The organism is Alishewanella sp. HH-ZS (genome assembly GCF_001704375.1).
In the GTDB taxonomy this organism is placed as follows: domain Bacteria; phylum Pseudomonadota; class Gammaproteobacteria; order Enterobacterales; family Alteromonadaceae; genus Alishewanella; species Alishewanella aestuarii.
In genome coordinates this window covers 57,813-74,590 of sequence record NZ_LZEJ01000009.1, presented here as the reverse complement: position 1 = coordinate 74,590, position 16,778 = coordinate 57,813, and the positions used below count along the sequence as shown (strand labels likewise).

The window sequence follows — 16,778 nt, the reverse complement described above, 5'->3', positions numbered from 1 at the left end:
AATGTTTAATTTCAATTGATTAATCTGATTTTGCAAGTTGGCAAGAAACCTGAATAACAAAAGGTGTCGATGTCAGTCATCATTAAACAGAGGTAATTATTATGGGTATTTTTTCACGCTTCTCCGATATCGTGAACTCCAATATCAACGCTTTACTGGATAAAGCGGAAGATCCGGAGAAAATGGTCCGCCTGATTATTCAGGAAATGGAAGATACACTGGTCGAAGTTCGCTCTTCTTCAGCGAAAACCATCGCGGAGAAAAAAGAGTTACAACGCCTGATCAACCGGCTGCAGGAAGAAGCCGCAGACTGGCAGGCGAAGGCCGAACTGGCATTGTCAAAGGAACGTGACGATCTGGCACGCTCTGCCCTGATTGAACGGGAGAAAGCCAGCGAACAAGCCGATGCAGTTGCCCGTGACATTGCTAATCTGGATGAGCATATCAGCAAGTTACAGGACGAAGTCGCCCAGTTACAGGAAAAGCTGGCCGATGCCAAAGCACGGCAAAAGAGCATGTTAATGCGCCGTCAGACCGTTGCTAACCGTCTGGAAGTGAAGAAAACACTGGATAGCAACAAGATTAACGATGCGATGTACAAATTTGAGCGTTACGAGCAGAAAATTGATACGCTGGAAGCTCAGGTTGAAGCCTATGATTTAGGTAAGAAATCGTTAAAAGACGAATTTGCTGAGCTGGCTGCGCAAGACAAAATTGACCAGGAACTGGCTGCTCTGAAAGCCAAAATGCAGAACAAAGACGCCTGAGTACAGGCGTCCTTTTTGAAGGACTAACGAATGGATATTCATGAGATTATTTTTGTGCCACTGATCCTGTTTATGATCTTTGTGGCACCGCTGTGGGTGATTATGCACTACCGCAGTAAAAATAAGATTAAACAGGGCCTGAGTGATGCTGAGTTGAACCAGTTGAACGAGTTGACCGTCAGAGCTGAGAAAATGGCCGAGCGGATCAAAACCCTGGAAGCCATTTTAGATGCCGACAGCCCAAGATGGAGGAATCAGCATGGTCAGTAAAAAGCGTGAACTGTTACGGGACGACGAGAACGGCAAAATCGCCGGGGTCTGCGCCGGTATTGCGGATTACTTCGGCTGGGAATTGTGGCTGGTGCGGATCATTACTGTCTCGGCGTTCTTCCTCGGCGGTGGTGGCATTGTACTGGTGCTCTATATTGCGGCCTGGGTGGTGCTGGAAAAAAAGTCGAAAGCGGCTTTTGCCGCCGGCTCGACTGAGGCTAGCCAGGATTATGCCAATAAGCCGGTGGAGTTAAAAACCCGGGTTTGGCAGCGAGGTGAGTCACCACGTCAGGCGTTGCAACACCTGAATCATCAGTTTAACAGCATGGAGCTGAAATTGCGGGATATGGAGCGGCATGTCACATCCAGCCGCTTTCAGCTGAACCGTGAATTTAATAACCTGTAACCCCTGACTGTCGGACTGCGCATGAGTTGGTTGGAAAGTATTCAGTATCACGGCCGGCAACTTGGCCATCGCACTCTGGACCGGCACCTGCGGCTTGGCGTTACCGGGCTGAGCGGTGCCGGCAAAACCGCCTTTATCAGTTCACTGGTGCATCAGTTGACTATCGGCGACCAAACAGCGCATCTGCCTTTTTTTAGCGTGCTACAGCAGGGGCGTTATCTCGGTGGCCGGCTGGCACAAAACCAGCCACTGGCGATCCCCCGCTTTCCGTATGAACAGAATTTACACTATCTGAGCGCCGAACCTGCGCAATGGCCACCATCAACCACCGGCTGGAGCCAGCTTAACCTTAGCTTGCGCTACCGCCCGCAGGGCGCTATTCGATCACGGTTGCAACAGCATAGCGAGCTGCAGCTGGAAATTATTGATTACCCGGGAGAATGGCTGCTCGATTTGCCGCTGCTACAGCAGGATTACCGGCAATGGTCAACATTTTGCTGGCAACTGTTTCAACAGCCACACCGTCAGGCCAGCAGTGTGGCGTTTAAAGCACTTTTGCAGCAGTGTGATTTACAGAGCCTGTCTGAGGTGCAACTGCAACAGCTGACAGAGAGTTACCGCAGCCTGCTGCTGCAATACAGTCAGCAGAGCGGTTGTTATCTGCAGCAACCCGGTCGGTTACTGATCCCCGGTGAACTGGCCGGCGCGCCGATGCTACAACTGTTTCCGTTATTGCCGGAGCAACTGGAAACGGACTCGCCGCTGCTGCGCCGCCTGACCGAGCATTATCAAAGCTACTGTGATTATGTGATCAAGCCTTTTTACCGGCAGCATTTTTCAAGGCTCGACCGTCAGGTGGTGCTGGTGGACTGTCTGGCTGCATTAAACGCCGGTTACAGTGCGGTACAGGAGTTACAGCAGGCACTCGGCTTGATAATGCAAAGCTTTCGCTATGGCCCGGCCAGCTTGCTAAGCCGGTTATTTCAGCCGCAGATCAGCAAGGTGCTGTTTGCCGCCAGTAAGGCGGATCATGTGACGCCGGACCAGCATAAGGCCCTGACGTTATTGCTGCAGCAGTTGTTGCAGCAACCGATCAAACAAAGCGTCTATGCCAGTGCGGCCACTGAAGCGATGGCGATTGCAGCTGTGCGCGCCAGTCAGGCTGGCTTTGTGTTGCAGCAGGGGCAACGCCAGCCTTGTATCAGCGGCCGTGATCTGGCAACTGGCGAGCCGGTGACCCTGTATCCGGGCGAAGTGCCGGCGCAGATCCCGCCGGCCGGTTTGTATCAGCAACATCAGTTTCAATTTCCAGCCTTATTGCCGACAACGCAGGCCGCCGCCTTACCTTTACCCCATGTCCGGATGGATCATGTGCTGGAATTTTTGCTCGGAGACAAACTACGATGAAACCCTTAAAGTCGGCCCAGCATTTTAGCCAGGAGCAGATAGCAGCAGTGGAAATCCCGAAAGCCCGTCAGCAGTTAGAACCTCAGCCGCTGTTACCGCTGGATGACATGGCGCCGCCAGAGCCTTCCGCCTCCAGCCGGTTCAGTGCGTTATGGCTGGCGGCACTGTGCGCGTTGCTGGCGTTAATCTCACTGGGGCTTTGGCAGTGGACAGCCTGGCTGACACAGCAATGGCAGCAAAGCCTGCTGGCCGGTACTCTGGTTAGCCTGTTTACCGGCGCTGTGCTGACCATCCTGCTGGTGCTGTGTTACCGCGAGTGGCGCTTGTGGCGGCAGCTGCAACGTAATCAGCAGTGGCAGCAACAGGCGCAGCGCATTGCGGCGAATGTGCAATTTGGAGAGGCCTTACCGCTTTGCGATGCCATTTTGCGCGCTTTGCCGCCGGATGCGCTGACGCAAACTGCAATAGCTGACTGGCGTGCTGCGATCAAGCCTGAACACAGCGATACCGAGATCCTGACCTTATTTGAGCAGCAACTGCTGCAACCCTTGGATCGGCAGGCGCAACAGCTGATCTGGCGCGGTGCCACCGACAGCAGTCTGGCTGTCGCGATCAGCCCGTTCGCGCTGGCGGATATGTTACTGGTGCTGTGGCGCAGCAGCCGGATGTTACGCCAGCTGGCCAGGCTCTACGGCGCACCTGTTGGCCAGTTGCGTAGTCTGGTATTAATCAAGCAGGCGATAGCAACCTTACTTTGGGCCGGCAGCTCAGAATTGGCGCTCGACATGGCGGCGGATGTGTTAAGCAGTGAATTAACGGCAAAACTCTCTGCCCGGGCCGGGCAAGGCGTGGTTGCCGGTTTATTGGTGGCGCGGCTGGGCAATATCGCCATGATGCAATTACGGCCTTTACCCTTAGCGCAAAGTCAGAAAATTCAGCCCGCACAGCTGGCAAAAGCCCTGGTTGGACGTTTTAGCCCGGCTGAGCCGACTGCCAACAAAAGCTGATAGCGCCGTCTGCCAACAAAAGCTGACAGCGGGCACTGGTCAGAGTTTTTATTACTTCAGACAGCAAGCCGTCTGGCTTGCTTCCCATTTTAGCGTTTTCTGTTAATGCTGAATAAAGTTGCAGTCATTAGCAGAACACCCTTATGAAAAATAATAATAAACATGCTGAAACCCTGTGTATCCATGCCGGCAAAACCAAACAGCCCTATGGCGCGCTCAGTACACCGATTTACCAAACCTCGACCTTCGTGTTTGACAACGCCGAGCAGGGCGCAGCCCGTTTCGCCGGTGAGCAGGAAGGTTATATTTATACCCGCTTAGGTAACCCGACTACCCGCGAGCTGGAGCTTAAGGTGGCAGCACTGGAAGGCATGGCAGATGCTGCAGCGACGGCGACCGGTATGGGCGCCGTGGCAGCTGCGACGCTGGCGTTTTTACAACAGGGCGATCACCTGATTGCCAGTAAAGCCATTTATGGCTGCAGTTTTGCGCTGTTTAGCCATCAGTTTGCCCGCTATGGTATTGAAGTCAGTTTTGTTGATATGACCGACCATGCGGCTGTGATTGCCGCCATTAAGCCTAATACCAAAATGCTGTTTGCCGAAACGCCGATTAACCCGCATCTGGTGGTGTTGGATCTGGCTTTCTTATGTGGTCTGTGCCGGCAACATAATATCCTGTCGGTGATTGATAATACCTTCCTGACGCCACTGTTACAGCAGCCGGCGAAATTTGGCGCTGATATTATTATCCACAGCGCGACCAAATATCTGAATGGTCATGGAGATGTGGTGGCCGGCATTATTGTCTCGGATGAAGAAAAAATCCGCACCATCAAACTGACCACGCTAAAAGATATGGGCGCCACTATCAGCCCACACGATGCCTGGCTGATTATCCGTGGTTTAAAAACCCTATCGGTACGGTTAGAGCGGCATTGCAGTAATGCGCAAAAAGTCGCCGAATATCTGGCGGCGCACCCGGCAGTGGCTGTGGTGCATTATCCGGGCCTGCCTGGTCATCCGGGCTATCGCTTTCTTGGTACGCAGATGCAGGCCGCAGGTGGCGTGCTGGCGTTTGAGCTCAACGCTAGTCTGGAGCAAAGCCGGGAGATGATTAATCGTTGCCGTTTGCTTAGTCTGGCAGTCAGTCTGGGCGATGCTGAGTCGTTAATTCAGCATCCGGCCTCGATGACCCATAGTCCCTATACTGCAGAAGAGCGGGCCGCCGCCGGGATCAGCGATGGCCTGATCCGGATCTCTGTTGGCCTGGAGCATGTTGATGATATTTTGGCCGATCTACAGCAGGCCTTGGCGCCATTAACGCAACAAAGCGCAAAAGTTAAGGCAAAGCTTGCGCTAAATCCAAAACAGAGGCCGGAAACCTGCTATAACTAGACTGAGTCGACGTTATTTCCGGGAAGCCTTGCATGAGTAATCTGTTAAATTCGGTAAACCAAAGAACCAATCTGGCCGGACAGAATCGTTTCGAATTATTACTGTTCCGGCTTAATGGGCCGCAGCCATTCGGGATCAACGTGTTTAAGGTGCGCGAGGTGATCCAGTGCCCGCAATTGACCGAGATGCCGGGATCTCATCCCTGTGTCAAAGGTATTGCGCATTTGCGGGGCGAACCGGTGATGGTGCTGGATTTAGCGGAAGCCACCACTGGCAAGGGCATAGGTAAAACGGAGAATGCCTTTGTGATTGTCACCGAGTACAACCGCAGTGTGCAGGGGTTCCTGGTATCCAGTGTCGATAAGATCGTGAACATGACCTGGGAGCAAATTAAACCGCCACCACAAGGTGCTGGTAAATCACATTATCTGACTGCGGTTACTGAGATAGAAAATAAACTGGTGCAAATTATTGATGTTGAAAAAGTTTATGCTGAAATTATGCCCGTTGATGAAGAGGTTAGTGATGATACCAAGGCCAAATCGCAGGGTTTAGCCTTGGATAAAATCCTGGTACTGGTAGCGGACGACTCCGCTGTCGCGCGTAATCAGATCAAAAGAGCGCTGGACAGTATTCAGGTTAAATCCGAGTTGGTTAAGGATGGTCAGGAAGCGCTGGATTGGTTAAGGAATAAAGCCAAAGAATGGGGCGAGACAATGACGCAGCGCGTACCGCTGTTGATTTCAGACATAGAAATGCCACGGATGGATGGTTATACGCTGGCGGCAGAAATTAAAGCTGAGCCGGCACTGCGTCCGATCCATATTATTCTGCACTCTTCGTTAAGCGGTGTGTTCAATGAGGCGATGGTGAAAAAAGTCGGCGCCGATCAATTTATTGCCAAGTTTCACCCGGATGAATTACTGACTGCCGTCAATCATTGGTTGGCAGAGAGTCAGCACGCTTAGTCCTGTGGGGCAGCATCGCCCCCATCATCACCGTGAAAAGCGGTTAGGGTGTAATGCTTTTGTTACACTTTAACCGTGGTTTTTTCCGGGATCAAAGATTAACACCGTCGCCACTATCGTCTAGTATCCGCTGCATCGGCTCCCTTTTAAAAAAATCAAAATACTGAGCCAGCAGCCATGCGCTGTTAACGATCAAGACAACAGGTAGTGTATGACTAAAACCAGTAAATACGTATCGCGCCAATCGGATGCCAACGGCATTATCCATTGGAGTGATGAAGAAAATCAGATTTGGCACGAGTTGATCACCCGGCAGCTGGGTGTAATCGAAGGTAAAGCCTGCGACGAATATATGGCGGGGCTGCAACGCCTGAATTTACCCACCGATCGCATCCCGCAGTTGGAGGAAGTCAGTAAGGTATTACGTGCAACCACTGGCTGGGAATGCGCTGAGGTGCCGGCATTGATTAGCTTTGATCGCTTTTTTGAGTTGCTAGCCAATAAGAAATTCCCGGTTGCTACCTTTATCCGCAGCCGCGAAGAATTCGACTATCTGCAAGAGCCGGATATTTTCCATGAAATTTTTGGCCACTGTGCGATGTTAACCAACCCGGCCTTTGCTGAGTTTACCCATATATATGGCCAGCTTGGCTTAGCAGCGAATAAGCAGGATCGGGTGTATCTGGCCAGACTGTACTGGTTTACCATTGAGTTCGGTTTGCTGCAAACGCCGGACGGACTTCGCATTTACGGTGGCGGTATTCTGTCATCGCCGGGTGAAACCCGTTATGCGCTGGAGTCCGAGCTGCCAGAGCGCAAGCCGTTTGATGCGCTGGATGTGCTGCGCACGCCGTACCGGATCGATATTATGCAACCGATTTATTTTATGATTAACCGGATCGATGATCTGTTTGATATCGCCCATCTGGATCTGATGGCGCTGGTTGAGCAGGCGCGCGCCCTGGGTTTACATGCCCCGAAATTCCCACCTAAAGAAAAGCAAGCAAGCTAGGAAACCAAGCATGACCGAATTAACTGCAATGAAATGTGAAGCCTGCCGTGCTGATGCACCAAAAGTATCAGAGGCCGAGTTGCCGGAATTAATGCGCCAGATCCCGGATTGGACGCCGGTGGTCCGTGACGGTATCTTACAGCTGGAACGCGAGTACAAATTTAAAAACTTCAAACAAGCCTGGGCCTTTCACAATAAAGTGGCCGAAATGGCAGAAGCGGAAGGCCATCATCCGGCGCTGCTGCTGGAGTGGGGCAAGTTAACCGTGACCTGGTGGTCGCACTCGATCAAAGGCCTGCACAAGAATGATTTTATTTGTGCTGCCAAGACGGATGCGCTGCTGTCAGCCTAAGCCTACTGTCTTATTGTAACAGGACGCCAGAGGCGTCCTTTTTTGTTCATAATTCTTTACAAAAAAACTGGTCTGTCTGCTTTAATTTACCGTATGATGCAGCATCGGTCAGGCCAGAGGTGTAAGGCGGCTATGCGTTTAGAAATACAGTGTCAAAATCGATTAGGGCTGGCGCAAGATGTCCTCAATGTGCTGGTTAGCTATCAGTTGGATCTGCGCGGTATCGAAGTCGATCCGTCGTTAAATAAGATCTATGTGTCTTTCCCAACCGTGAATTTTGAGCAGTTTCAGGAATTGATGGCCAGGATGCGCCGCATCCAGGGCGTGGAGGATGTGAAAACTACCGCCTTTATGCCATCTGAGCGTGAACATAACGAAGTGATGACGCTGCTGCGCACCTTGCCCGATGGTTTGATTGCCATTGACCTGAAAGCCAATGTTACTGTTATCAATGAGGCAGCATTAGAAGCCTTGTCGGTGAGCTACGACGCTATCATCGGTCAGTCATTACAAGGTATGGTGAAAGGCTTTAATTTCCAGCGTTGGCTGGAGGGCGAGGATGTACTGGCGCAAACCCGACGTTTAGAAATTCATGGCAAACGCTTTATCGCCGATATTTTGCCGGTATTGGTGCCGGATGAAACCGGCCAGGACATTTTAGCTGGAGCGGTAATTAACCTGAAATCGGAAAGCCGGCTCGGTCAGCATATGATTGCCTTTAAAAAAGGCGATGCCGAGAGTTTTAACAGTATACAGGCCAGCAGCAATACCATGCGCAAGGTGGTACGGGAAGCGCGGCGCATGGCGCAGCTGGATGCCCCCATTTTAATCGTCGGCGAAACCGGCACCGGTAAAGAATTGTTAGCGCGGGCCTGTCATGCCGCCGGTGGCCGCAACGGCAAACCCTTTTTAACCGTACCCTGTGCCTCGATGCCGGATAATGTGGCCGAGTCAGAGCTGTTTGGTTATGGGCCTAATGCCTTCCCCGGTACGGCTGAGGGTAAGAAAGGGATCTTTGAACAAGCCAATGGCGGCACGGTGTTTCTCGACGAAGTCGGTGAGATGTCACCGCAACTGCAAACCAAATTACTGCGTTTTTTGCAGGATGGCAGTTTCCGCCGGGTGGCAGAAGAAAAAGAAGTGCGGGTTGATGTGCGGGTGATCTGTACTACCCAGAAAGATTTGCCGGCGATGGTGCAGGAAGGCAAATTCCGTGAAGATCTGTTTTATCGTCTGAATGTGCTGACACTAAGCATACCGCCGCTACGTGAGCGCAAACAGGATGTACTGCCGCTGGCGGAGTTCTTTATTGCCCGTTACGCGGCACGACTCGGGCGTAAAGCGCCGAAACTGACTGATAACTGCAGCCAGTTTTTACAGCAGTATCCGTGGCCGGGAAATGTGCGGCAGTTGGAAAACGCGCTGTATCGGGCTGTTACCCTGCTGGATGGTAATGAGCTGGAAAAGCAACATCTGCAGCTGCCAAGCTATACCAATGACTTTGGTTACCTGGAGCAGGATTTTGACGGCACCCTGGATGAGGCGGTAAAACGTTTTGAGGCCAATTTGCTACGGAAGCTGTTTCCGGCTTACCCCAGCTCACGGCAACTGGCGAAAAAGCTGGGTTTAAGCCATACCGCTGTGGCGAATAAACTGCGTGATTATGGTATTAGTCGCAAGACTGTAAAAATTTAATTACGCTTTGTGCTGACTTCTATACGCCATTTTGGCCGCCGCTACGTAGCGACGGCCTTTCCATTTAAGTTACTGCGTCTAAATCATGCGCTGTATCGCTAATTTTACATTAAGCGCGTAGTAGCGCGCTGACACAACAATAATGCTTCCTCTTCCTTTTTTCTGGCGCTACCGCATGATAGCGCTCAAGCGCATGGCGCCATTGATAAAAAGACAGGAGTAGACGCATGACCGATATGATTAATCCGCTGGGTACTGATGGTTTTGAGTTTGTGGAATATACCGCAGCCGATGCCGAGGGCATTCAGAAGCTGAAAGATTTATTCAGCTCACTCGGTTTTACTGAAGTAGCGAAACATCGCTCGAAAGAAGCCTGGCTGTATAAGCAGGGCGATATCAATTTTATTATCAACGCTGAGCCGAATTCTCAGGCGGAAGAGTTTGCCCGTAAGCATGGCCCATCAGTCTGTGCCATGGCATTTCGGGTAAAAGATGCGGCTGCGGCGCTAAAACATGCCTTAGCAAACGGTGCCAAAGAATATAAGAATCAGATTGGCCCGATGGAGCTGAATATTCCGGCTGTGTATGGTATCGGCAGTAGTCTGCTGTACTTTGTTGATCGCTATGGTGCCAGCTCAGTCTATGATATCGACTTTAAATACTACGATAACTGGCAGGTCGAGATGGCCAAGCATGGTGTGGGTCTGGAGGTGCTGGACCACTTAACGCATAACGTGATGCGCGGCAATATGAACCTATGGGCCGGTTTCTATGAGAAGATCGGTAACTTCCGTGAAATCCGCTACTTTGATATTGAAGGCAAGCTGACTGGGCTGGTATCTCGGGCGATGACCGCACCTTGTGGCAAGATCCGTATTCCAATTAACGAATCCTCTGATGATAAGTCACAGATTGAAGAATTTATCCGCGAATACAAAGGTGAGGGTATTCAGCATATCGCCCTGACTACCGATGATATCTATCAGACGGTACGTACCTTACGTGAGCGCGGCATGGACTTTATGCCAACGCCGGATACCTACTATGCCAAGGTCAATGAGCGGGTTGAAGGCCATACTGAAGATCTGGAACAGTTAAAAGAACTGCGTATTTTGATTGACGGCGCACCGATGAAAGACGGTATTTTGTTGCAGATCTTTACCAAGACGGTCATTGGCCCGGTGTTTTTCGAGATTATTCAGCGTAAAGGCAACGAAGGCTTTGGCGAAGGTAACTTTAAAGCCTTGTTCGAGTCGATCGAAGAAGATCAGATCCAGCGCGGAGTGCTAAGCAATGCGTAAATGGGCGTCCTTTCCATTAAAAGAAGGTGATGTATCACGTCAGGCGCATGCCGATTTACCCGAGCAAGCGATTTACGAGCGCGAAACCGGCCGTAGTGGCTTTTTCGGCCCGGCTACACACTTCCATCACCGCCATGCACCAACCGGTTGGAGTGACTGGCAGGGCCCATTACGGCCTCGCTTGTTTGATTTTAACAACCTGGAAGTGAGTACCGACTCACCCTGGGCAGTCCCTTTGCTGCTACATAATGCGCATTGTAAATTCCGCACCTGGCGCTTGAGCGATAAGATGACCCGGCTGGTGCGTAATGCTGATGGCGATGAATTATTGTTTATCCATGAGGGCAGTGCCGAGCTGTATTGCGATTATGGTCATCTGACCCTGCGCGATGGCGACTATGTAGTCATTCCACGCTCCACCATGTGGCGGTTAGAGCCGCTAGAGCCGTTGTATGTGGTGCTGATTGAGGCCACTAACGACAGCTATCAGTTGCCGGAAAAAGGCCTGGTTGGCAATCATGCGATCTTTGATCCGGCGATGCTGGATACCCCGAAAATCGATGCTGCCTTCAAAGCTCAGTACAGTGAAGAGAGCTGGCAGGTTGAGGTAAAACGCCATGGCCAGGTGTCAGTGATTACTTACCCCTATAATCCACTGGATGCCATTGGCTGGCATGGTGATTTAGCCGTGATGCGGATTAACTGGCGAGATATCCGGCCCTTAATGAGCCACCGCTATCATTTACCGCCATCAGCTCATACGACTTTTGTCGCGCAGCGCTTTGTGGTCTGTACCTTTGTACCCCGGCCAATTGAAAGCGACCCGGGCGCCTTAAAGGTGCCGTTTTATCACAATAATGATGATTACGATGAAGTGCTGTTCTATCATGCCGGCGATTTCTTCAGTCGCGATAATATCGAAAAAGGCATGGTCACCTTCCATCCGGCCGGTTTTACCCATGGTCCGCATCCGAAAGCCTTTCAGGCGGGTTTAGAGTACCGGAAAAAGTTTACCGATGAAGTTGCAGTGATGCTGGATACCCGGGATGCGCTGGAAGTCGGTGAGGCGGCCTTGGCTACCGAAAACCCGGAATATGTGAATAGCTGGAAAGTTAAAGCCTGAGCGCTCAGTTAAGGAATTGAGATGAAGTTAGCAACGTTAAAAAATCAGACCCGTGATGGGCAGTTAGTGGTAGTAAGCCGAGATCTGAGCCGCTGTATTGCTATTCCGCATATCGCCGCCACCATGCAGCAATTATTGGATCATTGGTCCAGCCTGGCGCCGAAGGCGGCTGAAATTTATCAGGCATTAAATGCCGGCACAGTACCGGGTGAGCAACGTTTTGTGCAGGCCGACTGTGAGTCGCCACTGCCACGCGCTTATCAGTGGGCAGACGGCAGTGCCTATGTTAACCACGTCGAGCTGGTGCGTAAGGCGCGTAACGCCGAGATGCCGGAAACCTTCTGGACGGATCCGCTGATGTATCAGGGCGGCTCGGATGATTTTATCGGCCCGCGCGATCCTATTGCTGCCGTCAGTGAGCAACACGGGATCGACTTTGAAGGTGAAGTGGCGGTGGTGACGGATGATGTACCTATGGGCATCAGTGCCGAGCAGGCATTAAGTCGGATCCGGTTGCTGATGCTGGTCAACGACGTATCACTGCGCGGTCTGATCCCAAATGAACTGGCCAAGGGCTTTGGTTTTTTCCAATCCAAGCCGGCATCCAGCTTTAGCCCGGTGGCCGTGACGCCGGATGAATTGGGTAAATACTGGCAGGGGGGGCGCTTGCATCTGCCATTGCTGTCGCATTATAACGGCATTGCTTTTGGTAAACCCAATGCTGGCCTTGATATGACCTTCCACTTTGGCGAGTTGGTAGCACATGCGGCGAAAACCCGCAATCTGGGCGCCGGTGCTATTATTGGCTCGGGTACGGTATCGAATAAGCAAGGTACTGCCTACGGTACCTCGATTGAAGAAGGTGGCGTGGGTTATAGCTGTATCGCCGAAATCCGGATGATTGAAACCATTCGGGATGGCAAACCCAGTACCAACTTTATGCGCTTTGGCGATAGTATCCGCTTGGAAATGCTGGATGAGCAAGGCCAGAGTATTTTTGGCGCTATTGACCAGCAAGTGGTGGAGTATCAGGGGCAATGAAACTCTATAGCTACTGGCGATCATCTGCCGCTTATCGGGTGCGGATCGCCCTGAATCTGAAGCAGCTGAGCTTTGAAACCATTCCGGTGCATCTGCTCAAGGACGGTGGTCAGCAGCATAGCAGCGCCTATCAGGCGCTAAATCCGGCTGAGCTGGTACCAACCCTGGTCGATGAGCAAGGTAGCCTGAGTCAGTCACTGGCGATTATCGAGTATCTGGATGAAACCTATCCCGAGCCGCGCCTGTTGCCGCAAGAGCCGTTTGCCCGTGCTAAAGTGCGGGCACTGGCGCTGGATATTGCTTGCGATCTGCATCCGTTAAATAATCTACGGGTGCTGCAGTATCTGACCGGGGAGCTGGCGTTGGATGAAGCGCAAAAGCTGCGCTGGATCCAACATTGGCTGACACTGGGCTTTAATGCGCTGGAGCAAAAGCTACAGCAAACGGCAGGTCAGTATTGCTATGGTGATGACGTTAGTCTGGCGGATCTGTGCCTGGTACCTCAGGTTTATAACGCGCTGCGTTTTAACCTGGATCTGAGCCGCTATCCGCTGATCAGCCGTATTTATCAGCATTGTCTGCAACTTGCTGCTTTTGCGTTGGCGGCTCCCGAACAACAGCCTGACGCACAACTTTAAAAGCTGGCGCCCGGTATGGGCGCCAGCTTTTATCTATCACATTGCAGACCTATTCTGAAAGCTACTGCAAACATAGTGCCGCCGATTGTGTCCCGCACCGGGATCCGCTAAGCTGTGGTGTGGCTGTCATCTGCGCTGTGTGGCAAAATTCAGCCCGGTATGCCACAACCTGGTTACCGCAGTCAGTCTATTGCAGTTGTCATTTCTGAACAGGCAGGGAGTTATCAGTCACGGATGTCAATTATGGATCACTTTAGCTGGTGGCGTCAGGCGCCCTTTGCCAGTGCGCTGTTTCAGGATCTGCCCGCCAGTACCACGCAGAATCGTTGTATCGCTGCCAATGCAGTATTTAAAATTGTTACCGGGCTGGATGAGCAGCAACTGGCGCAGGCGCCGGCTGAAAACTTCAATGTCCGGGCAGTATTTTATTCGGCAAACACCCATCTTTATTATCAGGTAAACAGCTTTGCGCCTGAGCCGGGCTATCAGTTAGTCACCTTACACCAGTTGCCGGAGTTACCGGTCAGCCGTCAGGCTAGCATTCAACCTGACGCGGCTCGCCTTAGTGCCACCTTATTGGAAATTACCGAGCGTTTTATCGGTTTGCAGCCTGCTGCTGTGCCGGCAATGCTGCAACTGACGTTACAGCAGTTAGGCGAAGTGGTGCGGGCTGACCGGGCCTATTTGTTTGATTACGATTTTATCCGGCAAAGCTGCTCCAACACCTTTGAATGGTGTGCACCTGGTATTGCGCCCGAAATTCAGACATTACAACAAGTACCGCTGGCGGCCATTCCTCAGTGGCTAAATACCCACCGACATGGCCGGGAGATGTATCTGCCAGATGTACCCTCTTTGCCCGATGACGATGCACTAAAGCAGCTATTGCAACCGCAGGGGATAAAAAGTTTATTGACGATACCTATTGCTGATGAGCAGCAGTTATATGGTTTTGTCGGTTTTGATTCTGTTCGTCAGTATCACTACTATACTGAACAGGAGAGGTTGTTGTTAGGGATGTTTGCCCGCATTTTGGTTAAGCTGAAACACCAGGCCGCTGCTTTAGGGGAGGAGTGACGATGCTAAGATTTCCACAACGTTGGTTAAACCGGCAGTTATGTTACGTTGGCTTGTTTGGGGTGCTGTTTCAGCTCACTGCCGCCTTGCATGCCTGGTGGCATCAGATCCCGTTACCCCATTTCTGGTTGTTGCTAGTGGCGCCGTTGTTATGCCTGGTGTCCGGACTCTGGTCGCCATTACAGCCACAGCAAGAGCCGCAGTCGTAATAATTCAGCGTCGGGGTTTAAACATACCCTGGACGGTCACATCCTTTACTCCGTTCTGGTCGAAAATAAAGTTAATTTGTCCCGGGCCACGGCTGAAATAAAATATCTCACCATCCAGCTTTAACACATAGCGACCACGTGCGGTGCGGGCCAGTGGATCCCGGCTAACTTCAAGCCGGCGCTCAGCAATCTCCAGGGTAAAGGCACGTAATGGCTGCTGACTGAAATCAGTGACAAAAAGATCCTCATCATTTTGCAAAATAATATAGAGCGAATATTTTTGCGGTGGCGCCGGCAGCCGGGTTTGTTGCTCGCCGATACTAAACAGGTAACTGCCCTCTTCCCGAAACAGCGTTAACGGGAAGGTTTTTTGTATTTTCTGACCATCAGCCTGTTCAAGTTTGAGTTTGCCTTCAATCACAAAGTCTGCTGCTGCGCTAAAGCTCAGTAATATCGCCATTAACGCCAACAGAACTCTGATCATGGGGCTTGACCTCAACAATTAGACAGCACCAGCGTCGACTAACAAGGTGAGTTGTTGGCCAGGCTGTAGAAAGTTTTCTGTATTAATATTATTCCACTTTACAATATCTGCCACTGATACGCTGAATCTTTGCGCGATTTTCGATAACGAGTCGCCAGGCCTGACCCGATAATTGAGCGTGCGGGTTGTCGCCAGCACCAGAGGTTGCTGCTTGCTGTAAATGGTGAGCTGCTGACCTTCACGAAGGGGCGCGCCAGCGGCAAGCTTATTCCACTCCCGGATCTGGGCTACGGTCACGTCATATTTTCGGCTCAGATCCCACAGCGTATCACCGCGTTGGATCTGATGCTTAACTGCCGTTGCCGGGGTCTGACCGCTGGTATTTGCCAATTGTGTCTGTTGCTCAGTATCAATGTTGTTGCCTCTTGGAAGCAACAGATTCTGGCCAATTCGGATATTGTTGTTTGTCAGATTATTCAGTTTCTGTATCGCTGCGACACTGATGCCATAACGTTTGGCGATCGCACCGAGGGTATCGCCGCTTTTAACCTGATACGGCTGCCACTGCATCATTTTTTCTACCGGCGTTTGGGCTAGCTGGGCAGAGAAATGTTCGGCTTTTTCTACCGGTAATACCAGTTGGTGTGGTCCTTCCGGTGCGGTTGCCCACTGGCTGTAGCCGGGATTTAACGCCTGTAAATCGGCAATACTAATGCCAGCCAGCTCCGCGGCGACGACCAGATCCAATTGCCGGCCGGCATCGACTATTGCAATCTTGGGTTCGTTAGCAATAAATTTCCAGACAATTTCAAACTCTTCCGGTCGCTTTAGAATGTCAACCAGTGCCAGTAATTTTGGGATATAGGCGGTAGTTTCAGCGGGTAAGTCAAGCGACCAGAAGTCTGTCGGTAAGCGCCGCTTTTTGTTAGCCTGGATCGCCCGCATAATACGACCTTCACCGGCGTTATAAGCGGCAATAGCGTTGAGCCAGTCATGCTCCAGGGTGTTATACAGATACTCTAAATAATCTAACGCCGCCCGGGTAGATTGCACCACATCTTTACGGCCATCGTACCAACTATTTTGCGCTAAACCAAAACGCTTAGCGGTGGCCGGCATAAACTGCCACATACCGGCAGCACGTGATGGCGATTGGGCGTAAGGGTCAAAGGCACTCTCAACGATAGGCAATAACGCCAGTTCGAGTGGCATTTGCCGTTTTTCCAGCTCTTCGACGATAAAAAACAAAAAGGGTTGCGCCCGACCGGCAATCCGATCCAGATAACCCTGGTTATCGGCATAAAAATTACGTTGCTCAATAATAGGGCGCGTTTGCGGAACTTTAAAAGATAACTGCGCCTGGATCCGTTGCCAGAGGTCTTCCAGCTCGGATGCCTCCAACAATTGCTCCTCACTGAGGCCGGCACTCCACAAGCGTTCAGCAATCAATTCGACAGATGCAGTATCTTTATGAAAATCAGTGGTTTTGGGTTTTACTGCAGGCTGAACCGCAGTAACAGCCGTGTTATCAGAGTTAGACCCTGTCGTGCTGACACAGCCAGTAAGCAGTGCCAGCAATACAACGGCAGAGATTCTTACAGTCATAACATGGTTCCAAATGTAA

General features: G+C 51.4%; 18 protein-coding genes. 16 read left to right on the top strand and 2 right to left on the bottom strand.

The features are described 5' to 3' along the window. The first annotated feature begins 101 nt into the window (after nucleotides 1–101). The 16 genes from pspA to A9165_RS05135 all read left to right on the top strand — a co-directional run bounded on the left by pspA (nucleotide 102) and on the right by A9165_RS05135 (nucleotide 14,670). The gene (gene pspA, locus A9165_RS05210) at nucleotides 102–767 is read left to right on the top strand and encodes a phage shock protein PspA (RefSeq protein WP_008607528.1); all 666 of its coding nucleotides are present in this window, start codon (nucleotides 102–104) and stop codon (nucleotides 765–767) included. A gap of 30 nt (nucleotides 768–797) precedes the next feature. Next, complete coding sequence (pspB, locus tag A9165_RS05205; RefSeq protein ID WP_008607529.1) at nucleotides 798–1,037, top strand: envelope stress response membrane protein PspB; 240 nt, start codon at nucleotides 798–800, stop codon at nucleotides 1,035–1,037. After that, complete coding sequence (pspC, locus tag A9165_RS05200; RefSeq protein WP_008607530.1) at nucleotides 1,027–1,443, top strand: envelope stress response membrane protein PspC; 417 nt, start codon at nucleotides 1,027–1,029, stop codon at nucleotides 1,441–1,443. Before pspB ends, pspC begins: the two co-directional genes overlap by 11 nt. A gap of 21 nt (nucleotides 1,444–1,464) precedes the next feature. Beyond that, a complete protein-coding gene (locus A9165_RS05195) occupies nucleotides 1,465–2,850 on the top strand; it encodes a YcjX family protein (protein ID WP_065955150.1) in 1,386 nt (461 codons plus the stop codon). Then, complete coding sequence (locus tag A9165_RS05190; RefSeq protein ID WP_008607532.1) at nucleotides 2,847–3,857, top strand: YcjF family protein; 1,011 nt, start codon at nucleotides 2,847–2,849, stop codon at nucleotides 3,855–3,857. Before A9165_RS05195 ends, A9165_RS05190 begins: the two co-directional genes overlap by 4 nt. Before the next feature lie 143 nt (nucleotides 3,858–4,000). Continuing rightward, nucleotides 4,001–5,254, top strand: coding sequence for a PLP-dependent aspartate aminotransferase family protein (locus tag A9165_RS05185; RefSeq protein ID WP_065955149.1), 1,254 nt, complete (start codon nucleotides 4,001–4,003; stop codon nucleotides 5,252–5,254). A gap of 32 nt (nucleotides 5,255–5,286) precedes the next feature. After that, nucleotides 5,287–6,222, top strand: a complete 936-nt coding sequence (locus A9165_RS05180) for a chemotaxis protein (RefSeq protein WP_065955148.1) — start codon at nucleotides 5,287–5,289, stop codon at nucleotides 6,220–6,222. Between the two features lie 211 nt (nucleotides 6,223–6,433). Beyond that, complete coding sequence (phhA, locus tag A9165_RS05175; protein ID WP_065955147.1) at nucleotides 6,434–7,234, top strand: phenylalanine 4-monooxygenase; 801 nt, start codon at nucleotides 6,434–6,436, stop codon at nucleotides 7,232–7,234. A 10-nt stretch (nucleotides 7,235–7,244) separates the two neighbouring features. Next, the gene (locus tag A9165_RS05170; RefSeq protein ID WP_008951460.1) at nucleotides 7,245–7,586 is read left to right on the top strand and encodes a 4a-hydroxytetrahydrobiopterin dehydratase; all 342 of its coding nucleotides are present in this window, start codon (nucleotides 7,245–7,247) and stop codon (nucleotides 7,584–7,586) included. Between the two features lie 132 nt (nucleotides 7,587–7,718). Beyond that, nucleotides 7,719–9,281, top strand: coding sequence for a transcriptional regulator TyrR (gene tyrR, locus A9165_RS05165; RefSeq protein WP_065955146.1), 1,563 nt, complete (start codon nucleotides 7,719–7,721; stop codon nucleotides 9,279–9,281). 227 nt (nucleotides 9,282–9,508) lie between these two features. Beyond that, a complete protein-coding gene (gene hppD, locus A9165_RS05160; protein WP_008607541.1) occupies nucleotides 9,509–10,582 on the top strand; it encodes a 4-hydroxyphenylpyruvate dioxygenase in 1,074 nt (357 codons plus the stop codon). Further along, nucleotides 10,575–11,705: a homogentisate 1,2-dioxygenase gene (locus tag A9165_RS05155; RefSeq protein ID WP_008607542.1), complete on the top strand. Its 1,131-nt coding sequence runs from the start codon at nucleotides 10,575–10,577 to the stop codon at nucleotides 11,703–11,705. The genes hppD and A9165_RS05155 overlap by 8 nt, the downstream gene beginning before the upstream one ends. A gap of 21 nt (nucleotides 11,706–11,726) precedes the next feature. After that, the gene (locus A9165_RS05150; protein ID WP_065955145.1) at nucleotides 11,727–12,746 is read left to right on the top strand and encodes a fumarylacetoacetate hydrolase family protein; all 1,020 of its coding nucleotides are present in this window, start codon (nucleotides 11,727–11,729) and stop codon (nucleotides 12,744–12,746) included. Continuing rightward, the gene (maiA, locus tag A9165_RS05145; RefSeq protein ID WP_008607544.1) at nucleotides 12,743–13,384 is read left to right on the top strand and encodes a maleylacetoacetate isomerase; all 642 of its coding nucleotides are present in this window, start codon (nucleotides 12,743–12,745) and stop codon (nucleotides 13,382–13,384) included. The genes A9165_RS05150 and maiA overlap by 4 nt, the downstream gene beginning before the upstream one ends. Nucleotides 13,385–13,618: 234 nt before the next feature. Further along, entirely contained in the window at nucleotides 13,619–14,461 is an 843-nt protein-coding gene (locus tag A9165_RS05140; protein WP_065955173.1) for a GAF domain-containing protein, read from the top strand. Nucleotides 14,462–14,463: 2 nt separating this feature from the next. Then, nucleotides 14,464–14,670 (top strand): hypothetical protein, encoded by a 207-nt coding sequence (locus tag A9165_RS05135; protein ID WP_065955144.1) that lies wholly within the window; start codon nucleotides 14,464–14,466, stop codon nucleotides 14,668–14,670. A gap of 4 nt (nucleotides 14,671–14,674) precedes the next feature. On the opposite strand, the gene A9165_RS05130 is transcribed toward A9165_RS05135, so the two are convergent. Further along, complete coding sequence (locus A9165_RS05130; RefSeq protein WP_008607550.1) at nucleotides 14,675–15,154, bottom strand: hypothetical protein; 480 nt, start codon at nucleotides 15,152–15,154, stop codon at nucleotides 14,675–14,677. Between the two features lie 18 nt (nucleotides 15,155–15,172). Further along, a complete protein-coding gene (locus tag A9165_RS05125) occupies nucleotides 15,173–16,759 on the bottom strand; it encodes a LysM peptidoglycan-binding domain-containing protein (RefSeq protein ID WP_065955143.1) in 1,587 nt (528 codons plus the stop codon). Nucleotides 16,760–16,778 lie beyond the last annotated feature (19 nt).

Coding starts and splice junctions, on each gene's coding strand:
- pspA (WP_008607528.1), top strand. CDS start 102: ATGGGTATTTTTTCACGCTTCTCCGATATCGTGAACTCCAATATCAAC.
- pspB (WP_008607529.1), top strand. CDS start 798: ATGGATATTCATGAGATTATTTTTGTGCCACTGATCCTGTTTATGATC.
- pspC (WP_008607530.1), top strand. CDS start 1,027: ATGGTCAGTAAAAAGCGTGAACTGTTACGGGACGACGAGAACGGCAAA.
- A9165_RS05195 (WP_065955150.1), top strand. CDS start 1,465: ATGAGTTGGTTGGAAAGTATTCAGTATCACGGCCGGCAACTTGGCCAT.
- A9165_RS05190 (WP_008607532.1), top strand. CDS start 2,847: ATGAAACCCTTAAAGTCGGCCCAGCATTTTAGCCAGGAGCAGATAGCA.
- A9165_RS05185 (WP_065955149.1), top strand. CDS start 4,001: ATGAAAAATAATAATAAACATGCTGAAACCCTGTGTATCCATGCCGGC.
- A9165_RS05180 (WP_065955148.1), top strand. CDS start 5,287: ATGAGTAATCTGTTAAATTCGGTAAACCAAAGAACCAATCTGGCCGGA.
- phhA (WP_065955147.1), top strand. CDS start 6,434: ATGACTAAAACCAGTAAATACGTATCGCGCCAATCGGATGCCAACGGC.
- A9165_RS05170 (WP_008951460.1), top strand. CDS start 7,245: ATGACCGAATTAACTGCAATGAAATGTGAAGCCTGCCGTGCTGATGCA.
- tyrR (WP_065955146.1), top strand. CDS start 7,719: ATGCGTTTAGAAATACAGTGTCAAAATCGATTAGGGCTGGCGCAAGAT.
- hppD (WP_008607541.1), top strand. CDS start 9,509: ATGACCGATATGATTAATCCGCTGGGTACTGATGGTTTTGAGTTTGTG.
- A9165_RS05155 (WP_008607542.1), top strand. CDS start 10,575: ATGCGTAAATGGGCGTCCTTTCCATTAAAAGAAGGTGATGTATCACGT.
- A9165_RS05150 (WP_065955145.1), top strand. CDS start 11,727: ATGAAGTTAGCAACGTTAAAAAATCAGACCCGTGATGGGCAGTTAGTG.
- maiA (WP_008607544.1), top strand. CDS start 12,743: ATGAAACTCTATAGCTACTGGCGATCATCTGCCGCTTATCGGGTGCGG.
- A9165_RS05140 (WP_065955173.1), top strand. CDS start 13,619: ATGTCAATTATGGATCACTTTAGCTGGTGGCGTCAGGCGCCCTTTGCC.
- A9165_RS05135 (WP_065955144.1), top strand. CDS start 14,464: ATGCTAAGATTTCCACAACGTTGGTTAAACCGGCAGTTATGTTACGTT.
- A9165_RS05130 (WP_008607550.1), bottom strand. CDS start 15,154: ATGATCAGAGTTCTGTTGGCGTTAATGGCGATATTACTGAGCTTTAGC.
- A9165_RS05125 (WP_065955143.1), bottom strand. CDS start 16,759: ATGACTGTAAGAATCTCTGCCGTTGTATTGCTGGCACTGCTTACTGGC.